Origin of the sequence: Massilimicrobiota sp. An105 (genome assembly GCF_002161155.1) — a bacterium.
GTDB lineage: Bacteria > Bacillota_I > Bacilli_A > Erysipelotrichales > Coprobacillaceae > Allocoprobacillus > Allocoprobacillus merdigallinarum.
In genome coordinates, this window is record NZ_NFLY01000022.1 from 1 (window position 1) to 15,689 (window position 15,689).

Consider the following 15,689-nt stretch of genomic DNA (forward strand, 5'->3'; position numbering starts at 1 on the left):
TCAATCATGTTTGGACATGATTGACTATAATTGTGTATAAATATAAGTGGTGCACTTTATGCGATTGAGGTGGTGCAGATGTCTGCGACTACCAGTGCTTTTACATGCGAATAATCAATATTCAAATTTTATTAAAATTTATTAACTAAAATAATTTTTCATATATATGATAAACTTTTTCATCAAAAAATTAAAAAGGTTTATTTCGTGATTATTCTCTATATCATTTCAATATCATGATTTAAACCTTTTTATATTTAAATCATGGAAATTTAAAAGCTAAAGATTTTTTCAATTTAGTTACTGATTTAACTATAAAAATCTATCAATTTTATCGTTTAATAGGTCATTTGAATTCTATTCTATTATATTCCAATAAATATTGCCTATTAACTAACATATTTATTCAGGAAATTAAACTATTTATCTTTTCCAATATAAAAAGTAAATACATTTTATTCTATTGTAGAGAACTATCACTTTGAAATGATGCTAAAGTATATGTTATTACTTTATGAATTTTCCCTCCCCTTTTTTGTTTGGTTGTATAACATAATAAAAACAATCAATATATTATAATAAATCAAATATGGATATAAATATTCATACCACTTACGCAAATAAATTACCACTTACACAAATAGTATATAAAGAAGTATTTGTTTATGATAAAATTTTTATAGAAATAAAAGTTTAGCTATAAAATTATAAAAAAACACTTTCCATGGTAATTGTTTTTCATTGATTTTTTAACATTATTTAATCAGTTACAATAAATTTAAATAATGAAACTGCATTAAAATATATTTTACTATTTTTTGATAAAAATATTTTTAAGTGAAAGTAAATATGGAACATAATAACAACGAATAAAAAGATTTTTTAAACATAACTAAAAAAATCGTTTAGGATAATGCTATATGAACGAAAATAGTATATCTTTTATAAAATCTAGTTAAATGTTCTTCACTGTTTGCTGATTATTAAACACCATTATTATATGCTTTAAATTATCATTTTATCATAATTTATTATGTCGAACTAGAATATAAGTTTTTACAATTTAGATTTTGAAAAAAATATATGTACTCTATTCCTTAATCACGCTTATAAAATCACTTGATCATATAATTTAAAAATCTGTCAATTAAGATATACAAGTGAAGGTCAAAAACTTCTTCATTCTATTTATAGTTTATAAATTTGCATAAAATTAAAAACAAAAGGAAGGATTTTTATGAAAAAAATATATCATGTAATGAACCAATATAATTATTATATGTCTAATATCATTTTTAACATTATAAATATTGTATTAGTTATTTTCTTATATAACTTTGGTTTTTTTGGTGAACAAACAGAAAATATATATGAAATATTACTAAGTTTTGCTACATTCAGCTTTTTTACTCCAATATCTATTGCATGCGCAATAATAGTACTTATTACATTTATAACATATTTAAAAAATATAAATGAAAATATTAAGAAAGATATTTCTATAGAGTTGATAACTTATAATATCATTTTTATTCCTATCATAATAGCATTATACTTTGCTATGTATTATGTATGGACTACTTTTATTGGTAGCGGTTGGTTTTGTGCATTTATTTCAATTTTTGCTAGTATGTTCTTATTTAACTATTTATATGTTATGCATTTTTATAAGATTATAGATCGTATATTTGTACATTGAATCAAACTATTAATTTAACAGTAACTAAATAAATCACTATTTATGAATAATTGTAAATATTTCTTAAAGCTCCTTTGTAAAGTTGATTTTATAGTTATTGCAATGTTAACTTTAACAAAAAGTACAGTTTGAAGAAACTGAGGTTTAATCAATGATTTCTTTGCGAGGGAAGAATCACTTTTTGTTAAAATTCCCCATTGTTCTTTTTGTGCCATTTTTTTAAAATTATATTTCGTTATATCTACCGGTTCTACTAATAAACCTAAATCCACAATGCCTTTATCAAGATTATTTTTAATCGTATCAGAATTAGCTGTAATAATTTCAAATTTAACCAAAGGATTATCTTTTGAAAAACGACTTACTATTTGAGATAAATATTTCACTCCTAAAGCTTCTCCACAGCCAATCGTTATTAAACCTGTGATATGCTGGGCATCATGATTAAAATCTTCTTTTATTTTTTCTTCAATTTGTATCATCTCTTGTGCTCTTTGTCTAAAAAGCATGCCTTCACTTGTGAGTTCAATGCTATGCTGTTTTCTTTCAAATAATTGAACCCCTAATTCATCTTCTAATTGAATTAATTGTCTTGATAAAGTGGGCTGTGTAATATGAAGCAACTCTGCTGCCTTTGTTATATTTTCTTCCCTGGCAACCATTAAAAAATATTTTAATACTCTCAGTTCCATTTCGATATCCCTCCTTCTATAAAAACAATAAACAAGAAGCTTATACTTCTTGTTTATAGTCACCTTAAATCTATTATCTTTGGGCCATCATTCCTACTAAACGATGAGGTTGATATGGTTCTTCCAAATATGCTTTTTCTTCATCTGTTAGTTCTAATTCAGTTGCTTTCACAGCTCCATCAATATGATGAAGTTTTGTTGCGCCAACAATAGGTGAAGCCACTTTTGACATTAACCATGATAATGAAATTTCAGTCATTGACACATTATGTTTTTCGGCTAATTCCATAACTCTATCAATAATGATTCTATCTTGTTTTTCTGTAGCATCATATTTGCCTTTGGCATAGCTATCTTCCTGCATTCTTTTTGATTGTTCTCCTGGATGTTTAGCTAATCTTCCTGATGCCAAAGCACTATATGGTGTCATAGCAATGTTATCTTCTTTACAAAGTTTAGCCATTTCACGTTCTTCTTCTCTAAAGATCAAATTATAATGTCCTTGAATGGAAATAAATTCTTCATAACCTTTCGCACGAGCAATGGCATTAGCTTTCGCAAGCTGATAAGCAAAACAGTTTGAAATACCGATATATCTTACTTTTCCTTCTTGAATCAATTCATGTAATCCTTCTAATATATCTTCAATAGGTGTATGATCGTCCCAAGAATGACAAATATATAAATCAACATAATCCATGTTCAAACGTTTTAAACTGGCTTCTAAACAATTTCTGACATGTTGCTTTCCAGAAATACCATTTGCAATTTCTTCAGGTGTTCTTGCTGAAAATTTAGTCGCAATCACAACATCTTCTCTTCTTACAAAATCTTTAATTGCTCTACCTAAAAATTCTTCACTTGTTCCTCCCTGATAAGCCATCGCTGTATCAAAAAAGTTAATACCATTATCTAGCGCATACTTTATAATTTCTCTAGATTTATCTTCTGGCAAAGTCCAAGAATGCATTCCCTTTGTTGCATCACCAAATCCCATACATCCCAAACATACTTTTGATACTTTTAAATCACTATTTCCCAACATTGTATATTTCATATATTTGACCTCCTTCAAATCAATGTTTTTATCTTTCCATGTATAATCATCCATTCATAACTACCGTCCAGTCATCAAAATATTTTCATTCTTCATTTATATAAGACAACAGTTAAATAGATATATTCATATATATCATGGCTATCTCGACATCTATTATATTATTCTTTCTTACATAAAAAAACAATTTACAAAGATTTTATAAAGTCTATATATTGACATTTTTTATAAAATGTCTACTTAAATTCTTTCTAAAATCCTGTTGCACTGTTATTCTATTCTTTACTATCAATCTATGACATCTTTCATGAAATATAAATATAGACGAAAAGGATTAAAAAATCATTTAATCCCTTCTATCAATTCTCTTCATCAAGTGATAATGTCACAGTGACATTTCCTTGACCAAGAATTTCCATCAATTCACTTTTAGAAATTCCCTGTATTTTGCCTAATTGAGTAAAATTCCATGTATTAGGACGATAATAAATGACAAACATATGTCCTAAATACAAAATCAAATCACAAGCTTCAGTTGTTATGCTTTGATCATTGGTTGGTAAATGGAATCCCAAATCACCTACTTTTTCCATGCTTGCATAATCTTCCATTTCAATTGTGATGGGACCATTTTGAAGCTTTTCTTTTAATGCTTTTGTAGAAGAATTATCAACCAATGATGCCTTTAAAGTTTTTTCACCAATCTGAATCATCATAATTATCTGCTCCTTTTTACTTTTCATTCCATATCATTCTATTATTTTCATCCAAAATCATTTCATGATATATTTATTCAAGATATACTTCAATTTCTATTGTCCCTGACATATCTTCAATATATTCACTTCCTGAAATAGCTTGTCCTAGTTCATAAAGACCACTGGCACTGCCAAAATCTTCATAAAACATGACTACATCTGTCCATGGTTCATAATAGGCTAATGTTCCTGTCACAGCATTAGCACTCACTGCATCTGTCATTGTTAAATCAACAGGTGGATAAAATATTTTTTCATTATCACTATAATTTTCTACTTCAATAGTCAGTGGTAATTGTTCATATAATGAGTTTGCTGCTTGGCTATCGTTTAATTCAAAAATAGTGATTTGTCCATTCGAAGTGACACTGATTTTTTTAGACTCTTTTGATGTCACATCTTGTTCAACAGTTTCCTGATGATCCTGAGTTTGTGTCGTACTTGTACGATTTGGTTCTGTCTGATTTTGACAACCCCATAGAAAAAAACACATCACTAAGGATAATACTATTTTGATAATATTTTTCATACTAACTCTCCCTTATTTCAACTTTGAATCATCTTAATTAAAAACAGAATGATATCATTCATTTGTTAATAAGAACTTTAAATCCAACATAAATTTCAATATGATATATTTATGGCTTAGTTTTCATTAGATAAATAAAATAATCCAATATATCAATAGATTTATAACAAGTATGCGCTTTTTCCAATAAAGCCTGTCGATATCTTGTCAGCATATCTATTCTTTGTGATAGGGTACTATCACCTTCACTTATATATTGAATATACTTTTTCATATCCTGTATACTCATTCCTACATTTTTTAAAGTCATAAGAAAACTAAGCTTTTGTATGTCTTTTTCTTCATATATCTTTTTCCATTTATTTGCTTGACTTCATCAAAAAAACCTTGATTTTCAAAATCCTGAATACAGTCAACAGGAACATTATATGCTAAACTGATTTCATTGATATTCATTGTTTCACCACCTTATCAATAAGTATTTCTACATATTTTACTTAACTGCTATTCGTTTTAATAATTGGTTTCCTATCAATGAAAATGTCACCATAATCAATAAATAATCCAAGTAAAAACGAAGTTTCAATTCTGAAAAATCAAAGAACTTAAATTCAGTCATAAAGAACATATCTTGCCACATTCTTCTTTGATAAAAGACAAACAAACCACAAACGAGAACGGCTATCATAACTATATGGAATATTTGATGATGTCTTATATATAACGAACTTCTTTTCAATTTTGCTATCATCGCATTGAAATGAAATCCAATGTGAATAGACATCACAATATATAGCCATGATGAAGAAACCAGATGCACTGTTCTTCCTAAAGATGTTCCTCCTAGATCTATAAAGCTTAGGACATCTCTTGAAATCATAAAGCCACTTACAGCTGTACATATCATAGCAATGAATAAACATGTATTGATGATGATTTGAAAGATTCTTACTGGTGTATATCTTCCTTTAAACAATGTTGTATACCATTTTCTATTCCAAATATGATGCCATATAAATAACAGACATAAGATGACTCCAAGCCATTCATGTACAAAATTTGACCATAGATGATATCCCATCACAACAATTAATAATATTGTCATGATGATATCTAAAATGATTTTATTCTTTTTCATCTAATCAACCATTCCTATATCTGATAACCATTGATTGACATCAACTTGACAGCTATCTGTATCAGGACGATAAACACCAAATGCATCTAGCAGTGTACTATGAGGTAAAGCATCCTGTAAGTCTTCAATACTTCTTCCCAGTCCACCTGTCCCATGTGCACAAAATGGAATTATTGTTTTGTTGGATAAATCATAACTTTCGATAAATGAGAAAATGGCCATTGGACATGAAGACCACCAATTCGGATAACCTAAAAATATAACATCATATTCATCCATATTTTCTACTGTATCTACAATTGTAGGTCTTGCCTGTTGTGCAAGTTCGTCTGAAGCACGATCTAAACATTCATCATAGTCACTGGAATAAGGTTCATCTACAATAATAGAAAACATATCTCCACCAACTTGTTCCTGAATAAAATGTGCGACTTTTTCTGTATTACCTGGTGCTAAAACACTGGCTGATGTCGAAGCATCAACATCTACACTTGATGGATTATCCACATGTGTATTATCTGCCCATGTAAAATAAGCAATCAATATTTTTCCATCTGAACTTATCGTTTCGTTAGGTACAGAAACACTCTGTTGTTCATTAACCTTTGATACATTGTCATTGCTTTGACATGCACTTAATAGACATACACAAAATACGAATAAAAGGCATTTAATTTTTTTCATATCCTTCCACTTCCTTTCTAACTACATCTTATCTAACAAACAACCATATGTCTAATACTTATCAATCATATTGAGCCATGCTTATAAAGCATTTGTAAGTGTAGACTCTCTAATCGTATCCATACCTCAAATAAAGATATTTTACTCATTACAAAAAATTCCAAAAATAAAAAGAGTTGAAAATTATCAACTCTCATCTAGGCTTTTATTGCAAAGTATTAAGATTCTTTAGTAAACCCTTTTTCCTCTAAAGCTTTTTCTAAATCGCTTAATGGATATGTTCCGTCATCATTATATTTTTCTGGGTCTAATCCACAATTAATATGAATATAATCTTTTATTGTAGCATTATCAATTTCTTGTAATTCGTATGCTGATTCTAATATAATATTTTTATCATTTTTAGAAATACTCATTTCAACTCCTGAATTTTTATTATATTCATCTACTAGTGTAGCTTTATTATCCTCATACAATTCATTTACATAAGTCGTTGAGGCTTTAGAATAATCATATTCTGATTTCATCTGTACTTCATGTACACTATCATTAATAAAAATAATACTTAATTGATATTTATTTGTTATATCAAACCACTCATTTGTTTCACTATCAATATCTTCAGACTCTTCTGTCATAACATATGTTACACTTTCAGTATTATTTTGTGTTTCATTATCTATATTTTCTGACGAATTATTAGAACAACCTACTAAAGCAATGCACATTATTAATCCTACTATATAAAATATTTTTTTCATTCTATACCTCCTACCACTCAGATAAATTAGTACCTAAATCTTTATTTAATCCTTCAATACAACTTCCGTTGTCTAATTTACAATTCTTATTTAAATCATCATATCCGCTATAATGAATTAACTTATAACCATCATGATAAATTGATTTCTCATTAGACAATAATTTGCTTAACCATACTTCCTGACTATCTTCATCATATCCAGAAACAATATCACATGATTTCATATAATCGTAATCTGTACTTGTATCTGTAACTTTATCAAAATCGATTTTATCTGTACATAGAAAAGCTCCTTTTACAACAGGAATTCCGCCATTACCCAAATAAGTAATTCCACCAGATACTGAAAAACCATTCTTTATGTAACTAAAATTTTTAGATTTAGGAATTTTAATCGAATTAACTTTATCACCAAATTCAGATATATCTTGATCGCCCATTTCAAAATATGACTCATCAACTTTCTTTCCACCGTTCATTTCACTTAAATCATCAAAAGTATAAAAGTCATAATTAGCACAACTTACAACTTTATCGTTTTCAACATAAAGCATAAGTCCATCCCAAGTGTTATTACCATTTTCATCTAGTTTTGTTAAACTATATATACCATTATAACTACTATCTCTTTTTGTTTCTATTTTGTATGAATCATCATTATAAGCATTTCCTGATTTATAATCAGACCATAATTTATATCCACCAAAAATAATTCCAAAAAATAAGACAACTCCTACAATATCAGATAATATCTTCTTAACAGTCGTCTTTCTTTTTAATCTTTTTACAGCTTTATCATATTCCTTACCATGAAGATTGCTGATATCTTCTCTTTTCACATATCCTTACCCCAAATATATATTTTATATCTATATCATTTTATTTCAGTATTATGTTTTCTACACTTTTATCATACAAAATCGATATTATATTCTTTAACTACTTATAATGATTATTTGCAATTAACTGCACTTTATGCAATTGAGGTGGTGCAGATGTCTTCGACTTCCGGTGTTTTTACATGAGAATAATCATATAGCAGTGTAAAAAAAGACTATTTCATATGATATGTATAATTTTTTATTACACATGTATTATACCATAAACGCAAACTTTTCTCAATGCAAAATTTGTGAAATACATAAATTTGTTTTGGATATTTCGACATAGATTGATGATGTTTGTTTTTTCTTATTTTTACTATAATAGCTGGTATAGGATATTGGGATAGATTGTTGACAATGTTCAAGAATGATAGTAATAATAAAATCAGAAAACAATATAAAGGCTTTACCTATTCGGGAATAATAACCCAAATAACCTATGGGAGCCATCTCAAAATACTGTATTTATATAACAAAGAGGAGGAGTAAGTATGAAGACGGATATCAAATATAAACAATGTAACGATAAACTTCTAAAAGAATATAAAAAACGTGGCGAGATTAGTCAATTTCCATATGGATGTTTGTATGGAATCGATACGTATACACTTTATTATTATAGGGAATCTGAACCCAATATTCCAATAGCTTTCATTTCTTTAGCATTAGAAGGAGAATCACTTACAATTTATGAATTTGAAGTTGTTAAGTCTAAGCAAAGACAAAGAATTGGACAATCCATCATCTCAGATATTCAGCAAAACGGAATCAATTTGATTAACAAATATTTTAATTCAATTAACTTAAATCCTTCAGACAAAGATGCATATGAATTCTGGGAAACTTGTGGTTATGAATCAGAAGATAAAGAAACTATGATTTGGGAAAAGAAATAATGAAATAGTTGTTATTGTTATAACTTTCACCGTCATAAAAAAATCCCTAAAAAATGAGACAAATCGAACTTTTAATAAAACTTCTGATTGAATAGTATGGAAAACGAGAAATTTTTAAAATATTTACTTCATTTACAGATTTTTTTGGATTCATATTATAATTAAAACACCAACCCTTCTTCGGTTGGTATTTTTTATTGGCCTAATACTTTCTTAATTCTTTCCATATCCTCTTCACTTAAAGTATTTTCTTTTCCTGAAGATAGAATTGTCTGAATCAAATTACCAGAATGAGTAAAAACAACATCAGAATTTACAAAACATGTGCTTGATGTATGAATACATATCCATCAATCCAACAATGAATCTGATTTTGTTTTAAAATCTGTGACAGTATATATGTTTGTCTTTTTACCTGTTTGATAGGGTTTTTTATAGAATCTTGATAATGGTTTCCTTTTCCTGATGTTTTAGTGATTTTCCATTCCCTATCATCTTCATTACCTTGAATATTGCCTTTATAATTCTTCGTTTCAACAATAACAATCCCTTTGTTGCTTAAAATAAGATTGTCTATCTCACTTCTCTGACCTTCATATTCAATAGGAATATTAGATAGAATAGTATAGTTTGAAGGTAGGTTTTCTAATACATTCTGTGTTCTTGCCTCTCCTTGAATACCACTTTTTAATCTTTGATATGGTCTTTGACAAAAATATATTAAAGCTGAACCAATAACCATGAATATAAAAGCAATAGGAAGATTTGACTTTAATTGGCTTGATTTTTCAAATTGAACATACCACTCATCGCTGCCTAAAGGAGCAGTGACACGTCCAGCAATAAAACTATATAAAAAATATATAACAAATATTGTTACACAAACATAGCCTATAACCACTCCAAATTTTAGATATTTAATTTTTGATTTGTTATCCATTTCTATCCCTATCTTTTCAACATCATAATTATATAAAAAAACTTTTGCTCAGTAAATACAGAATCTAATTTAATTATTATTCTTAAATTTTGTCTTAAATGTATAAACATGATAAAATACTAGTAATAGTGGTATACCGCTGGAGTGATATATTTGAAAGCAATATATTTAGAAAGGAAAGATGGATATATGTCATTTAATCACGCAATGCTCAATGAAGAATTAATGTGTTATGAAACGGGAAAATACTATCAAAATTCATCATGCTTTTTTATATTAAAACAACTAAAATACATCAAAAAATCTTATAGATTATTAAAGGAGTATTTATGTTAAAAAAAATCATCATTTCTCTATTAGGTCTATCGTCAATATTAAGTCTCCTGTTTCTTTGGTTTTGCTCTTGGAGATTAGATTTATACGTTGAGAATAAAGATGATGATTCTTTTTTTCATTCCACTCAAATAAAAGGATATGCCAGGGGATTAGATGAAGCTAAGTTTCAAAGAAGTCAATATAATGAAAAAGATTTGCTTATTTTATTTCGTGATTGTGATATATTTCAATATCCTCATATTTATTATGAAGACACGATTTATTTAAAAACATCTGCATTACATTATTCATTGCATGATGCAAACACTTATGCACAATTTTCAATTAGCGGAAAATATTCCCAAGAAAATCAAGATGAATTTGAAAAACTGCAACAAGATTTTGAAAATGCTTTAGATAAAAACATAGCAAAAAGAAATTACAATTTTACCAGTTATATTGAATCAAATAAAAACCAAAATAATACTTCTTATACATTTACAATTTACTCTACTTTAATTTTCCCATTAACAAAAGAAAACATTTATGAGGAAAAAGGGTTATATGAACCACAAAATTATAATAAAAATGACATTCAAGTGGGAAGAAAACTATTTGAATATGATTTTAAGATATACCAAACAAACATTCAAAAGAAAATAAACCAATATAAACTGTACTGTGAAATATCTACCATAACACTTTTTCTATCAATCCTTTTGCTTATAATTTATTTATTCAAAAAAAGCTAAACGTATCATAACCACGCCTAAAAGACGTGGTATGTACGCGCCCTAGAAGGGCATTCTGTTGCGCTGTGTTTCACACTCTGAAGCCTGACAGCCGCAACGCCTTTTCTGGCTAGCCCTTTAAGGGCTTTTATTTTTTGCCTCCTTTTACTGGCTCACCCGTGAACGGGTCTATGAATTCTCTCATACTCATTTGATCATATAGCTTATCTTCCTGCAATTGATTTTGAATATATTCCTTGATTACTTTTTCATTCTTTCCAACTATTATCATACTAAAATAGTCTTATCATTTAAAGTGATTATTTCTTATTCATTCACTTTGATAAGACTTTTTCTTTTATTTTGACTATTTTCTTTATTTTTCTTTTTATTTAATTTGGCATTCAACACTTTGTTCTTCTTGACCTTTTTGATAGCTATCTTCAAGTTCTCCTGACTTAAAATCTTTTCCATTAATTTCATTTGCTGCTCCTCCTCTATTTGTAAATCTATCCGGAACCATCCCAATTACCTTTACCATCTATGGTTGCGCTCCATAGTTCTAGGCTATCCTCATATTCGGACTGTCCAGACATTGCTTATAGTGATTTGCACTCTATAAACGTTTCAGTCCTTCAGTATCTCTACCTACTATGACTTCATCTGACTTCTTATGGCAAACCTTTTTCGACCGAGGGTACTATCACTGATTTTAAAGTTTACTAGACTTCCTCGTCCATAAGACCTCCCGGGGTAATTCATGAACCCTCTTTCTTTCACAACGTCCTGATTTACTGTCTTGGTTTTACGTTTACCTTTTGGACTTCGATTTGTTATGCAACCTTATCCACCATTTAGCCTTATATCAGGTTTCTGTTCGTACGTTCGAAAGAATCGCTACACCACTTCCTTCACCCATGACATCACTGTCAACGGCTTGTGGTTCACTACACTTGGCGGTAAATACCCGTGGTTGGTTTATCTCCAACTGAATTCATGCCATGCCCGGCACACATATAAAAAATGAACATCATTTTTATGACATTCATTTTTATCATCTATTCATTTTGGGAAGGATAAAAAGAATAGATTCAACAAAATATGATAATATAACAGAGCAAATATTAGATTTGTCTGGCTGCTATAAATCCTTCATGAATAGCATCGTAAATTTGACGAACTTTCTTGCTATCCCCTATATTATAAACTTCCATTTCTGTATTTTCTTCTAATTGATTTGCAAGATCATACTGAGGAGTAAATCCTGCTGCAATAACAACATTATCAGCATCAACAGTATTTTCGTTACCCCATCTGTCAATTAAAACTACCCCATTATCTTCTACAGCAACCAAACGTTTACCAGTCATAATTTTTATATTTGATTGAGCAATGGCAATATTATAAGCTTGACAAGATGAACCAGAATTAGCTAAGAAAGTATCTGCCATTTCTACAATGGTTACATTTTTTCCATCATTATCTAATTCTAGTGCTGTTTCAGCTCCTGTAATACCTCCACCAATAATAACGACATTTTTTCCATCAACAACTCGAGAACCATTTAAATAGTCATTTGCATAAACAACTGATGACTTATCACTACCTGGAACATCTAAAATTCTTGTTTTACCTCCTATGGCAATAATAACAGCATCATAGCCACCTTGAACAAGCATATCATAATTTGCTTCTTTTTTAACTAAAGTAATATTAGGATCATGAGTAATATGGTCTTCATAATAATTAATCAAACGTTTGATATTTGCCTTATTGTCTGGTTTACTTGCTTCTATCATAGCACCACCAAAACTTCTCTTTTCAAAAATAGTGACTTTATGTCCTCGTAAAGATGCCGTCAATGCTGCTTCACATCCTGCTGGACCAGCACCTACAATTGCTACATTTTTCTTAACTTCAGCTTCAACAATAGGTTTGCATTCAAATCTGTATAAAGTTGGATTCACTGTACAATGGATTGGTGTATGACCTAACATTCCTTTATCAATACAACCGATCATACAATTGATACATGGTTTAATATCTCTTGCTTTCCCCTCTTTCGCTTTTTTAGCCCATGCTGGGTCAGCCAATTGAGAACGTCCTAAAGCCACAAAATCACCATTTCCTTCAGCCAGCATTTTTTCTGCCTCTTCAGGAGAGAAAATATTGTGTCCAATAAATACAGGAATATGAACAGCATCTTTAATCATTCTTGTATGTTCAGCATTAAAAGCATTTGGCAATAAGAATTGTCGAGATGCAGTTGCATGTGTCCCACCCATCATATTTAAATGAGATACACCTTCTTTTTCTAATGCTTTCGCAACTTCAATTGTTTCCTCTATACGAATTCCTTCTGGTTCCCAATCTTCAGTACTTAATTTAACACCAATAGGAAAATCAGCTCCACATTTCTGTTTCATATTTCTGACAATCTCTATCAATAATCTCATACGATTATGCAGTGATCCACCATACATATCAGTACGTTTGTTATCATGAGGTGATAAGAAATTTGTAGGAATACATCCAGCAGCCCCATGAATTTCAAGGACTTCAAACCCAGCTTTTTTTGCTCTTAAAGCAGCATCTCCAAATTTCTCTACTAAATCATGAATTTCTTCAATAGTTAAAGCTCTAGGCATTTTAAATCCCATTTCATACCATGGTTCAAAAGTAATTGGTGATGCTCCAATAACATCAGCACTTCCTACAAATGCTGCATCTCTACCAGGATGTGCCAATTGTAGACCAGGAGTTGCTCCATGTTCTTTGACTGTTTCTGCCAACAAAGTTAATCCAGCAATAAATTCATCTTTGTCCGCTCTTAAACCACAAGATGTCATAGGAACAGGTACAGCATTATCCATAAAAATAAGTCCAGCACCACCATCAGCAGCTTGTGCATAAGCTTTAATTTGTCTATCAGTGACTGTACCATCTGGATTACCTAAGTACGTTCCCATAGAATTACGTACAATTCTATTTTTGATAACAACGTTTCCAATTTTTCCTTTTTTAAATAGATGAGGGTAATATTTGTTTTTCATACTTTATCTCCTTATATCTTTATTATTTCTATAAATAATGATATAATTATGATAAATAATTAACAAGCGATAAATCACTTAAAAAAGTTGCATATGCAACTTTTTCATAATGAATGTTGCATTAGAGAGGAAAAAATGAGTAAAGATTTAAGAAACATCAAAACAAAAGAAAATATTGAATCACATTTTATCAATTTATTAGAACGCTATAAATTCCAAGACATTACCATTAAACTATTAATTAATGAATGTCAAATCAATCGTTCTACTTTTTATAGAAATTATGAAGACAAATACGATTTAATTTATAAAATAGTTGAAGAACTCATCAAGCAATTTAAAAAAAATATTCATTGCCAATTTATTACTCTTCATTTAAAAAAAGAGAATGATTTTAAACCATATTTTAGTTCATTATTAGATTATTTTAATAAACATAAAGATATTTTTATAGTGTTATACAATAATGATTTACCCATAAATATTTTTGATGAAATGCTGACAATCTATAGTCATTATTTATTAAACGAACTTATTTATCATTATCACATTAGTGATTCTCAAATCAAAATTGCTAATTATTTTTCAAAAATTATTGCTTCAAACATCTTAGTTGCTATAAAATGGTGGCATCTAGAAAGCCCACAAACATCAAAAGAAGAAATATTACAAATCATCACTATTACTATCACAGAAGGTATTTTAGCAAGTTTACATTCCCAATTTTTATAAATAATTTGAAAATAAAATAATTTTCTCATAACAATACTAGAACACGAAATCATTGCTTTATGACAATTCATTTCTTGTTCTTTTTTTAATCATAAACATATGATTACCAATAATTTCATCATAAATGAGCTAAAAAATATACAAATAAACATTTATATTCAAGATAAAAAAATGAATCCGCATCTTAATTATCAAACTTTTATATCTAGTGAATATTCTTAAGCTTCATTCGTCTTGCTTTTATCTTTCCAAGAACACCCGACAAGTACATTGCAATCACAATTAGCATACCAAAGTCCAAACCCAGCCCTGCACTTGCTATATATTCGTATAAACTGTCTGGTGTATTCAAACCTAATGTTTCAATTACTAAAAACGCTATCATTCCTAACAAAGCAGCAATCGTTAACCAAAATAATTTTATCTTTATTTTTTGATTTATTGTTTCCGCATAATCCGATAACTTTAATACTGTTTCTTTGACTTCTTCATTCATTTTCTCACCCTTCCTTTCTCCATCAATAATTTCAGGGATACCCACATTATAGAACTCAGCCAAATTAATCAAAATACTTATGTCCGGCATATTTGTGCCTCTTTGAATTCCCAATTAGATATCGTCTGTCGTGTGACGTAAATTTTATCAGCTAACTGTTCCTGTGATAAATGTAGTTGATCACGATATTTCTTGATTTGTTGTCCTATTTCCATTGTATTTCCTCCTCTTTTCATACTTATTATATAATGTCCTTATTTATAATGTCTAATACCTATAATAAATATTTATCATGCTTATAAAGCATGTTTTATCATTAATG

At 29.0% G+C, this 15,689-nt stretch carries 19 protein-coding genes and 1 pseudogene; 4 read left to right on the forward strand and 16 right to left on the reverse strand.

Annotation, left to right across the window (positions count from 1 at the left end; translation table 11 throughout):
* The first annotated feature begins 1,237 nt into the window (after window positions 1-1,237).
* On the forward strand, window positions 1,238-1,699 hold the full coding sequence (locus B5E48_RS07350) for a hypothetical protein (protein WP_087304612.1): 462 nt from the start codon (window positions 1,238-1,240) through the stop codon (window positions 1,697-1,699).
* A 14-nt stretch (window positions 1,700-1,713) separates the two neighbouring features.
* Here B5E48_RS07350 and B5E48_RS07355 read toward each other — a convergent pair whose 3' ends face one another.
* From B5E48_RS07355 to B5E48_RS07395, 10 genes are all read right to left on the reverse strand, one after another.
* Entirely contained in the window at window positions 1,714-2,391 is a 678-nt protein-coding gene (locus B5E48_RS07355) for a LysR family transcriptional regulator (RefSeq protein WP_087304613.1), read from the reverse strand.
* Window positions 2,392-2,464: 73 nt separating this feature from the next.
* On the reverse strand, window positions 2,465-3,448 hold the full coding sequence (locus B5E48_RS07360; RefSeq protein ID WP_087304614.1) for an aldo/keto reductase: 984 nt from the start codon (window positions 3,446-3,448) through the stop codon (window positions 2,465-2,467).
* 359 nt (window positions 3,449-3,807) lie between these two features.
* Window positions 3,808-4,164 (reverse strand): cyclophilin-like fold protein, encoded by a 357-nt coding sequence (locus B5E48_RS07365; protein ID WP_087298215.1) that lies wholly within the window; start codon window positions 4,162-4,164, stop codon window positions 3,808-3,810.
* Between the two features lie 73 nt (window positions 4,165-4,237).
* Window positions 4,238-4,735 (reverse strand): cyclophilin-like fold protein, encoded by a 498-nt coding sequence (locus B5E48_RS07370; protein WP_087304615.1) that lies wholly within the window; start codon window positions 4,733-4,735, stop codon window positions 4,238-4,240.
* A 109-nt stretch (window positions 4,736-4,844) separates the two neighbouring features.
* Entirely contained in the window at window positions 4,845-5,009 is a 165-nt protein-coding gene (locus tag B5E48_RS13595) for a MerR family transcriptional regulator (protein ID WP_158097268.1), read from the reverse strand.
* 32 nt (window positions 5,010-5,041) lie between these two features.
* Window positions 5,042-5,191 carry a hypothetical protein gene (locus tag B5E48_RS13600; RefSeq protein WP_158097269.1) on the reverse strand — a complete coding sequence of 50 codons (150 nt, stop codon included), beginning with the start codon at window positions 5,189-5,191 and terminating at the stop codon, window positions 5,042-5,044.
* 37 nt (window positions 5,192-5,228) lie between these two features.
* Window positions 5,229-5,873, reverse strand: coding sequence for a DUF4405 domain-containing protein (locus B5E48_RS07380; protein WP_087304617.1), 645 nt, complete (start codon window positions 5,871-5,873; stop codon window positions 5,229-5,231).
* On the reverse strand, window positions 5,874-6,557 hold the full coding sequence (locus B5E48_RS07385) for a flavodoxin (RefSeq protein WP_087304618.1): 684 nt from the start codon (window positions 6,555-6,557) through the stop codon (window positions 5,874-5,876).
* 218 nt (window positions 6,558-6,775) lie between these two features.
* The gene (locus tag B5E48_RS07390; protein ID WP_087298220.1) at window positions 6,776-7,318 is read right to left on the reverse strand and encodes a hypothetical protein; all 543 of its coding nucleotides are present in this window, start codon (window positions 7,316-7,318) and stop codon (window positions 6,776-6,778) included.
* Between the two features lie 10 nt (window positions 7,319-7,328).
* Window positions 7,329-8,159, reverse strand: a complete 831-nt coding sequence (locus tag B5E48_RS07395; protein ID WP_087245945.1) for a hypothetical protein — start codon at window positions 8,157-8,159, stop codon at window positions 7,329-7,331.
* Window positions 8,160-8,695: 536 nt separating this feature from the next.
* Here B5E48_RS07395 and B5E48_RS07400 point away from each other — a divergent pair.
* Complete coding sequence (locus B5E48_RS07400) at window positions 8,696-9,100, forward strand: hypothetical protein (protein ID WP_087304619.1); 405 nt, start codon at window positions 8,696-8,698, stop codon at window positions 9,098-9,100.
* A 313-nt stretch (window positions 9,101-9,413) separates the two neighbouring features.
* Here the strand turns inward: B5E48_RS07400 and B5E48_RS07405 are convergent, their stop codons facing one another.
* A complete protein-coding gene (locus B5E48_RS07405; RefSeq protein WP_087245941.1) occupies window positions 9,414-10,040 on the reverse strand; it encodes a nuclease-related domain-containing protein in 627 nt (208 codons plus the stop codon).
* A gap of 329 nt (window positions 10,041-10,369) precedes the next feature.
* On the opposite strand from B5E48_RS07405, the gene B5E48_RS07415 reads away from it, so the two are divergent.
* Window positions 10,370-11,107: a hypothetical protein gene (locus B5E48_RS07415; RefSeq protein ID WP_087304620.1), complete on the forward strand. Its 738-nt coding sequence runs from the start codon at window positions 10,370-10,372 to the stop codon at window positions 11,105-11,107.
* 127 nt (window positions 11,108-11,234) lie between these two features.
* On the opposite strand, the pseudogene B5E48_RS13865 reads toward B5E48_RS07415, so the two are convergent.
* The 3 genes and pseudogenes from B5E48_RS13865 to B5E48_RS07425 all read right to left on the reverse strand — a co-directional run.
* Window positions 11,235-11,369: pseudogene (locus tag B5E48_RS13865) on the reverse strand (IS200/IS605 family transposase); the annotation flags it as partial.
* A gap of 44 nt (window positions 11,370-11,413) precedes the next feature.
* A complete protein-coding gene (locus B5E48_RS13605) occupies window positions 11,414-11,569 on the reverse strand; it encodes a hypothetical protein (RefSeq protein WP_158093966.1) in 156 nt (51 codons plus the stop codon).
* Window positions 11,570-12,210: 641 nt separating this feature from the next.
* Window positions 12,211-14,139, reverse strand: a complete 1,929-nt coding sequence (locus B5E48_RS07425) for an FAD-dependent oxidoreductase (protein WP_087304621.1) — start codon at window positions 14,137-14,139, stop codon at window positions 12,211-12,213.
* Window positions 14,140-14,274: 135 nt separating this feature from the next.
* On the opposite strand from B5E48_RS07425, the gene B5E48_RS07430 reads away from it, so the two are divergent.
* Window positions 14,275-14,871 carry a TetR/AcrR family transcriptional regulator gene (locus B5E48_RS07430; protein ID WP_087246110.1) on the forward strand — a complete coding sequence of 199 codons (597 nt, stop codon included), beginning with the start codon at window positions 14,275-14,277 and terminating at the stop codon, window positions 14,869-14,871.
* 205 nt (window positions 14,872-15,076) lie between these two features.
* On the opposite strand, the gene B5E48_RS07435 is transcribed toward B5E48_RS07430, so the two are convergent.
* Together B5E48_RS07435 and B5E48_RS07440 are read right to left on the reverse strand one after the other, a co-directional pair.
* A complete protein-coding gene (locus tag B5E48_RS07435) occupies window positions 15,077-15,457 on the reverse strand; it encodes a hypothetical protein (RefSeq protein ID WP_087304622.1) in 381 nt (126 codons plus the stop codon).
* Window positions 15,445-15,582, reverse strand: a complete 138-nt coding sequence (locus tag B5E48_RS07440; RefSeq protein WP_158097270.1) for a helix-turn-helix transcriptional regulator — start codon at window positions 15,580-15,582, stop codon at window positions 15,445-15,447. Before B5E48_RS07440 ends, B5E48_RS07435 begins: the two co-directional genes overlap by 13 nt.
* Window positions 15,583-15,689 lie beyond the last annotated feature (107 nt).

Excerpts from the sequence above, each read along its gene's own strand:
- B5E48_RS07355 (WP_087304613.1), bottom strand. The coding sequence starts at position 2,391 with ATGGAACTGAGAGTATTAAAATATTTTTTAATGGTTGCCAGGGAAGAA.
- B5E48_RS07435 (WP_087304622.1), bottom strand. The coding sequence starts at position 15,457 with ATGCCGGACATAAGTATTTTGATTAATTTGGCTGAGTTCTATAATGTG.
- B5E48_RS07440 (WP_158097270.1), bottom strand. The coding sequence starts at position 15,582 with ATGGAAATAGGACAACAAATCAAGAAATATCGTGATCAACTACATTTA.
- B5E48_RS07430 (WP_087246110.1), top strand. The coding sequence starts at position 14,275 with ATGAGTAAAGATTTAAGAAACATCAAAACAAAAGAAAATATTGAATCA.
- B5E48_RS07385 (WP_087304618.1), bottom strand. The coding sequence starts at position 6,557 with ATGAAAAAAATTAAATGCCTTTTATTCGTATTTTGTGTATGTCTATTA.
- B5E48_RS07415 (WP_087304620.1), top strand. The coding sequence starts at position 10,370 with ATGTTAAAAAAAATCATCATTTCTCTATTAGGTCTATCGTCAATATTA.
- B5E48_RS07400 (WP_087304619.1), top strand. The coding sequence starts at position 8,696 with ATGAAGACGGATATCAAATATAAACAATGTAACGATAAACTTCTAAAA.
- B5E48_RS07370 (WP_087304615.1), bottom strand. The coding sequence starts at position 4,735 with ATGAAAAATATTATCAAAATAGTATTATCCTTAGTGATGTGTTTTTTT.
- B5E48_RS07380 (WP_087304617.1), bottom strand. The coding sequence starts at position 5,873 with ATGAAAAAGAATAAAATCATTTTAGATATCATCATGACAATATTATTA.
- B5E48_RS07350 (WP_087304612.1), top strand. The coding sequence starts at position 1,238 with ATGAAAAAAATATATCATGTAATGAACCAATATAATTATTATATGTCT.
- B5E48_RS13605 (WP_158093966.1), bottom strand. The coding sequence starts at position 11,569 with ATGAAATTAATGGAAAAGATTTTAAGTCAGGAGAACTTGAAGATAGCT.
- B5E48_RS13600 (WP_158097269.1), bottom strand. The coding sequence starts at position 5,191 with ATGAATATCAATGAAATCAGTTTAGCATATAATGTTCCTGTTGACTGT.
- B5E48_RS07405 (WP_087245941.1), bottom strand. The coding sequence starts at position 10,040 with ATGGATAACAAATCAAAAATTAAATATCTAAAATTTGGAGTGGTTATA.
- B5E48_RS07365 (WP_087298215.1), bottom strand. The coding sequence starts at position 4,164 with ATGATGATTCAGATTGGTGAAAAAACTTTAAAGGCATCATTGGTTGAT.
- B5E48_RS07360 (WP_087304614.1), bottom strand. The coding sequence starts at position 3,448 with ATGAAATATACAATGTTGGGAAATAGTGATTTAAAAGTATCAAAAGTA.
- B5E48_RS13595 (WP_158097268.1), bottom strand. The coding sequence starts at position 5,009 with ATGAAAAAGTATATTCAATATATAAGTGAAGGTGATAGTACCCTATCA.
- B5E48_RS07425 (WP_087304621.1), bottom strand. The coding sequence starts at position 14,139 with ATGAAAAACAAATATTACCCTCATCTATTTAAAAAAGGAAAAATTGGA.
- B5E48_RS07390 (WP_087298220.1), bottom strand. The coding sequence starts at position 7,318 with ATGAAAAAAATATTTTATATAGTAGGATTAATAATGTGCATTGCTTTA.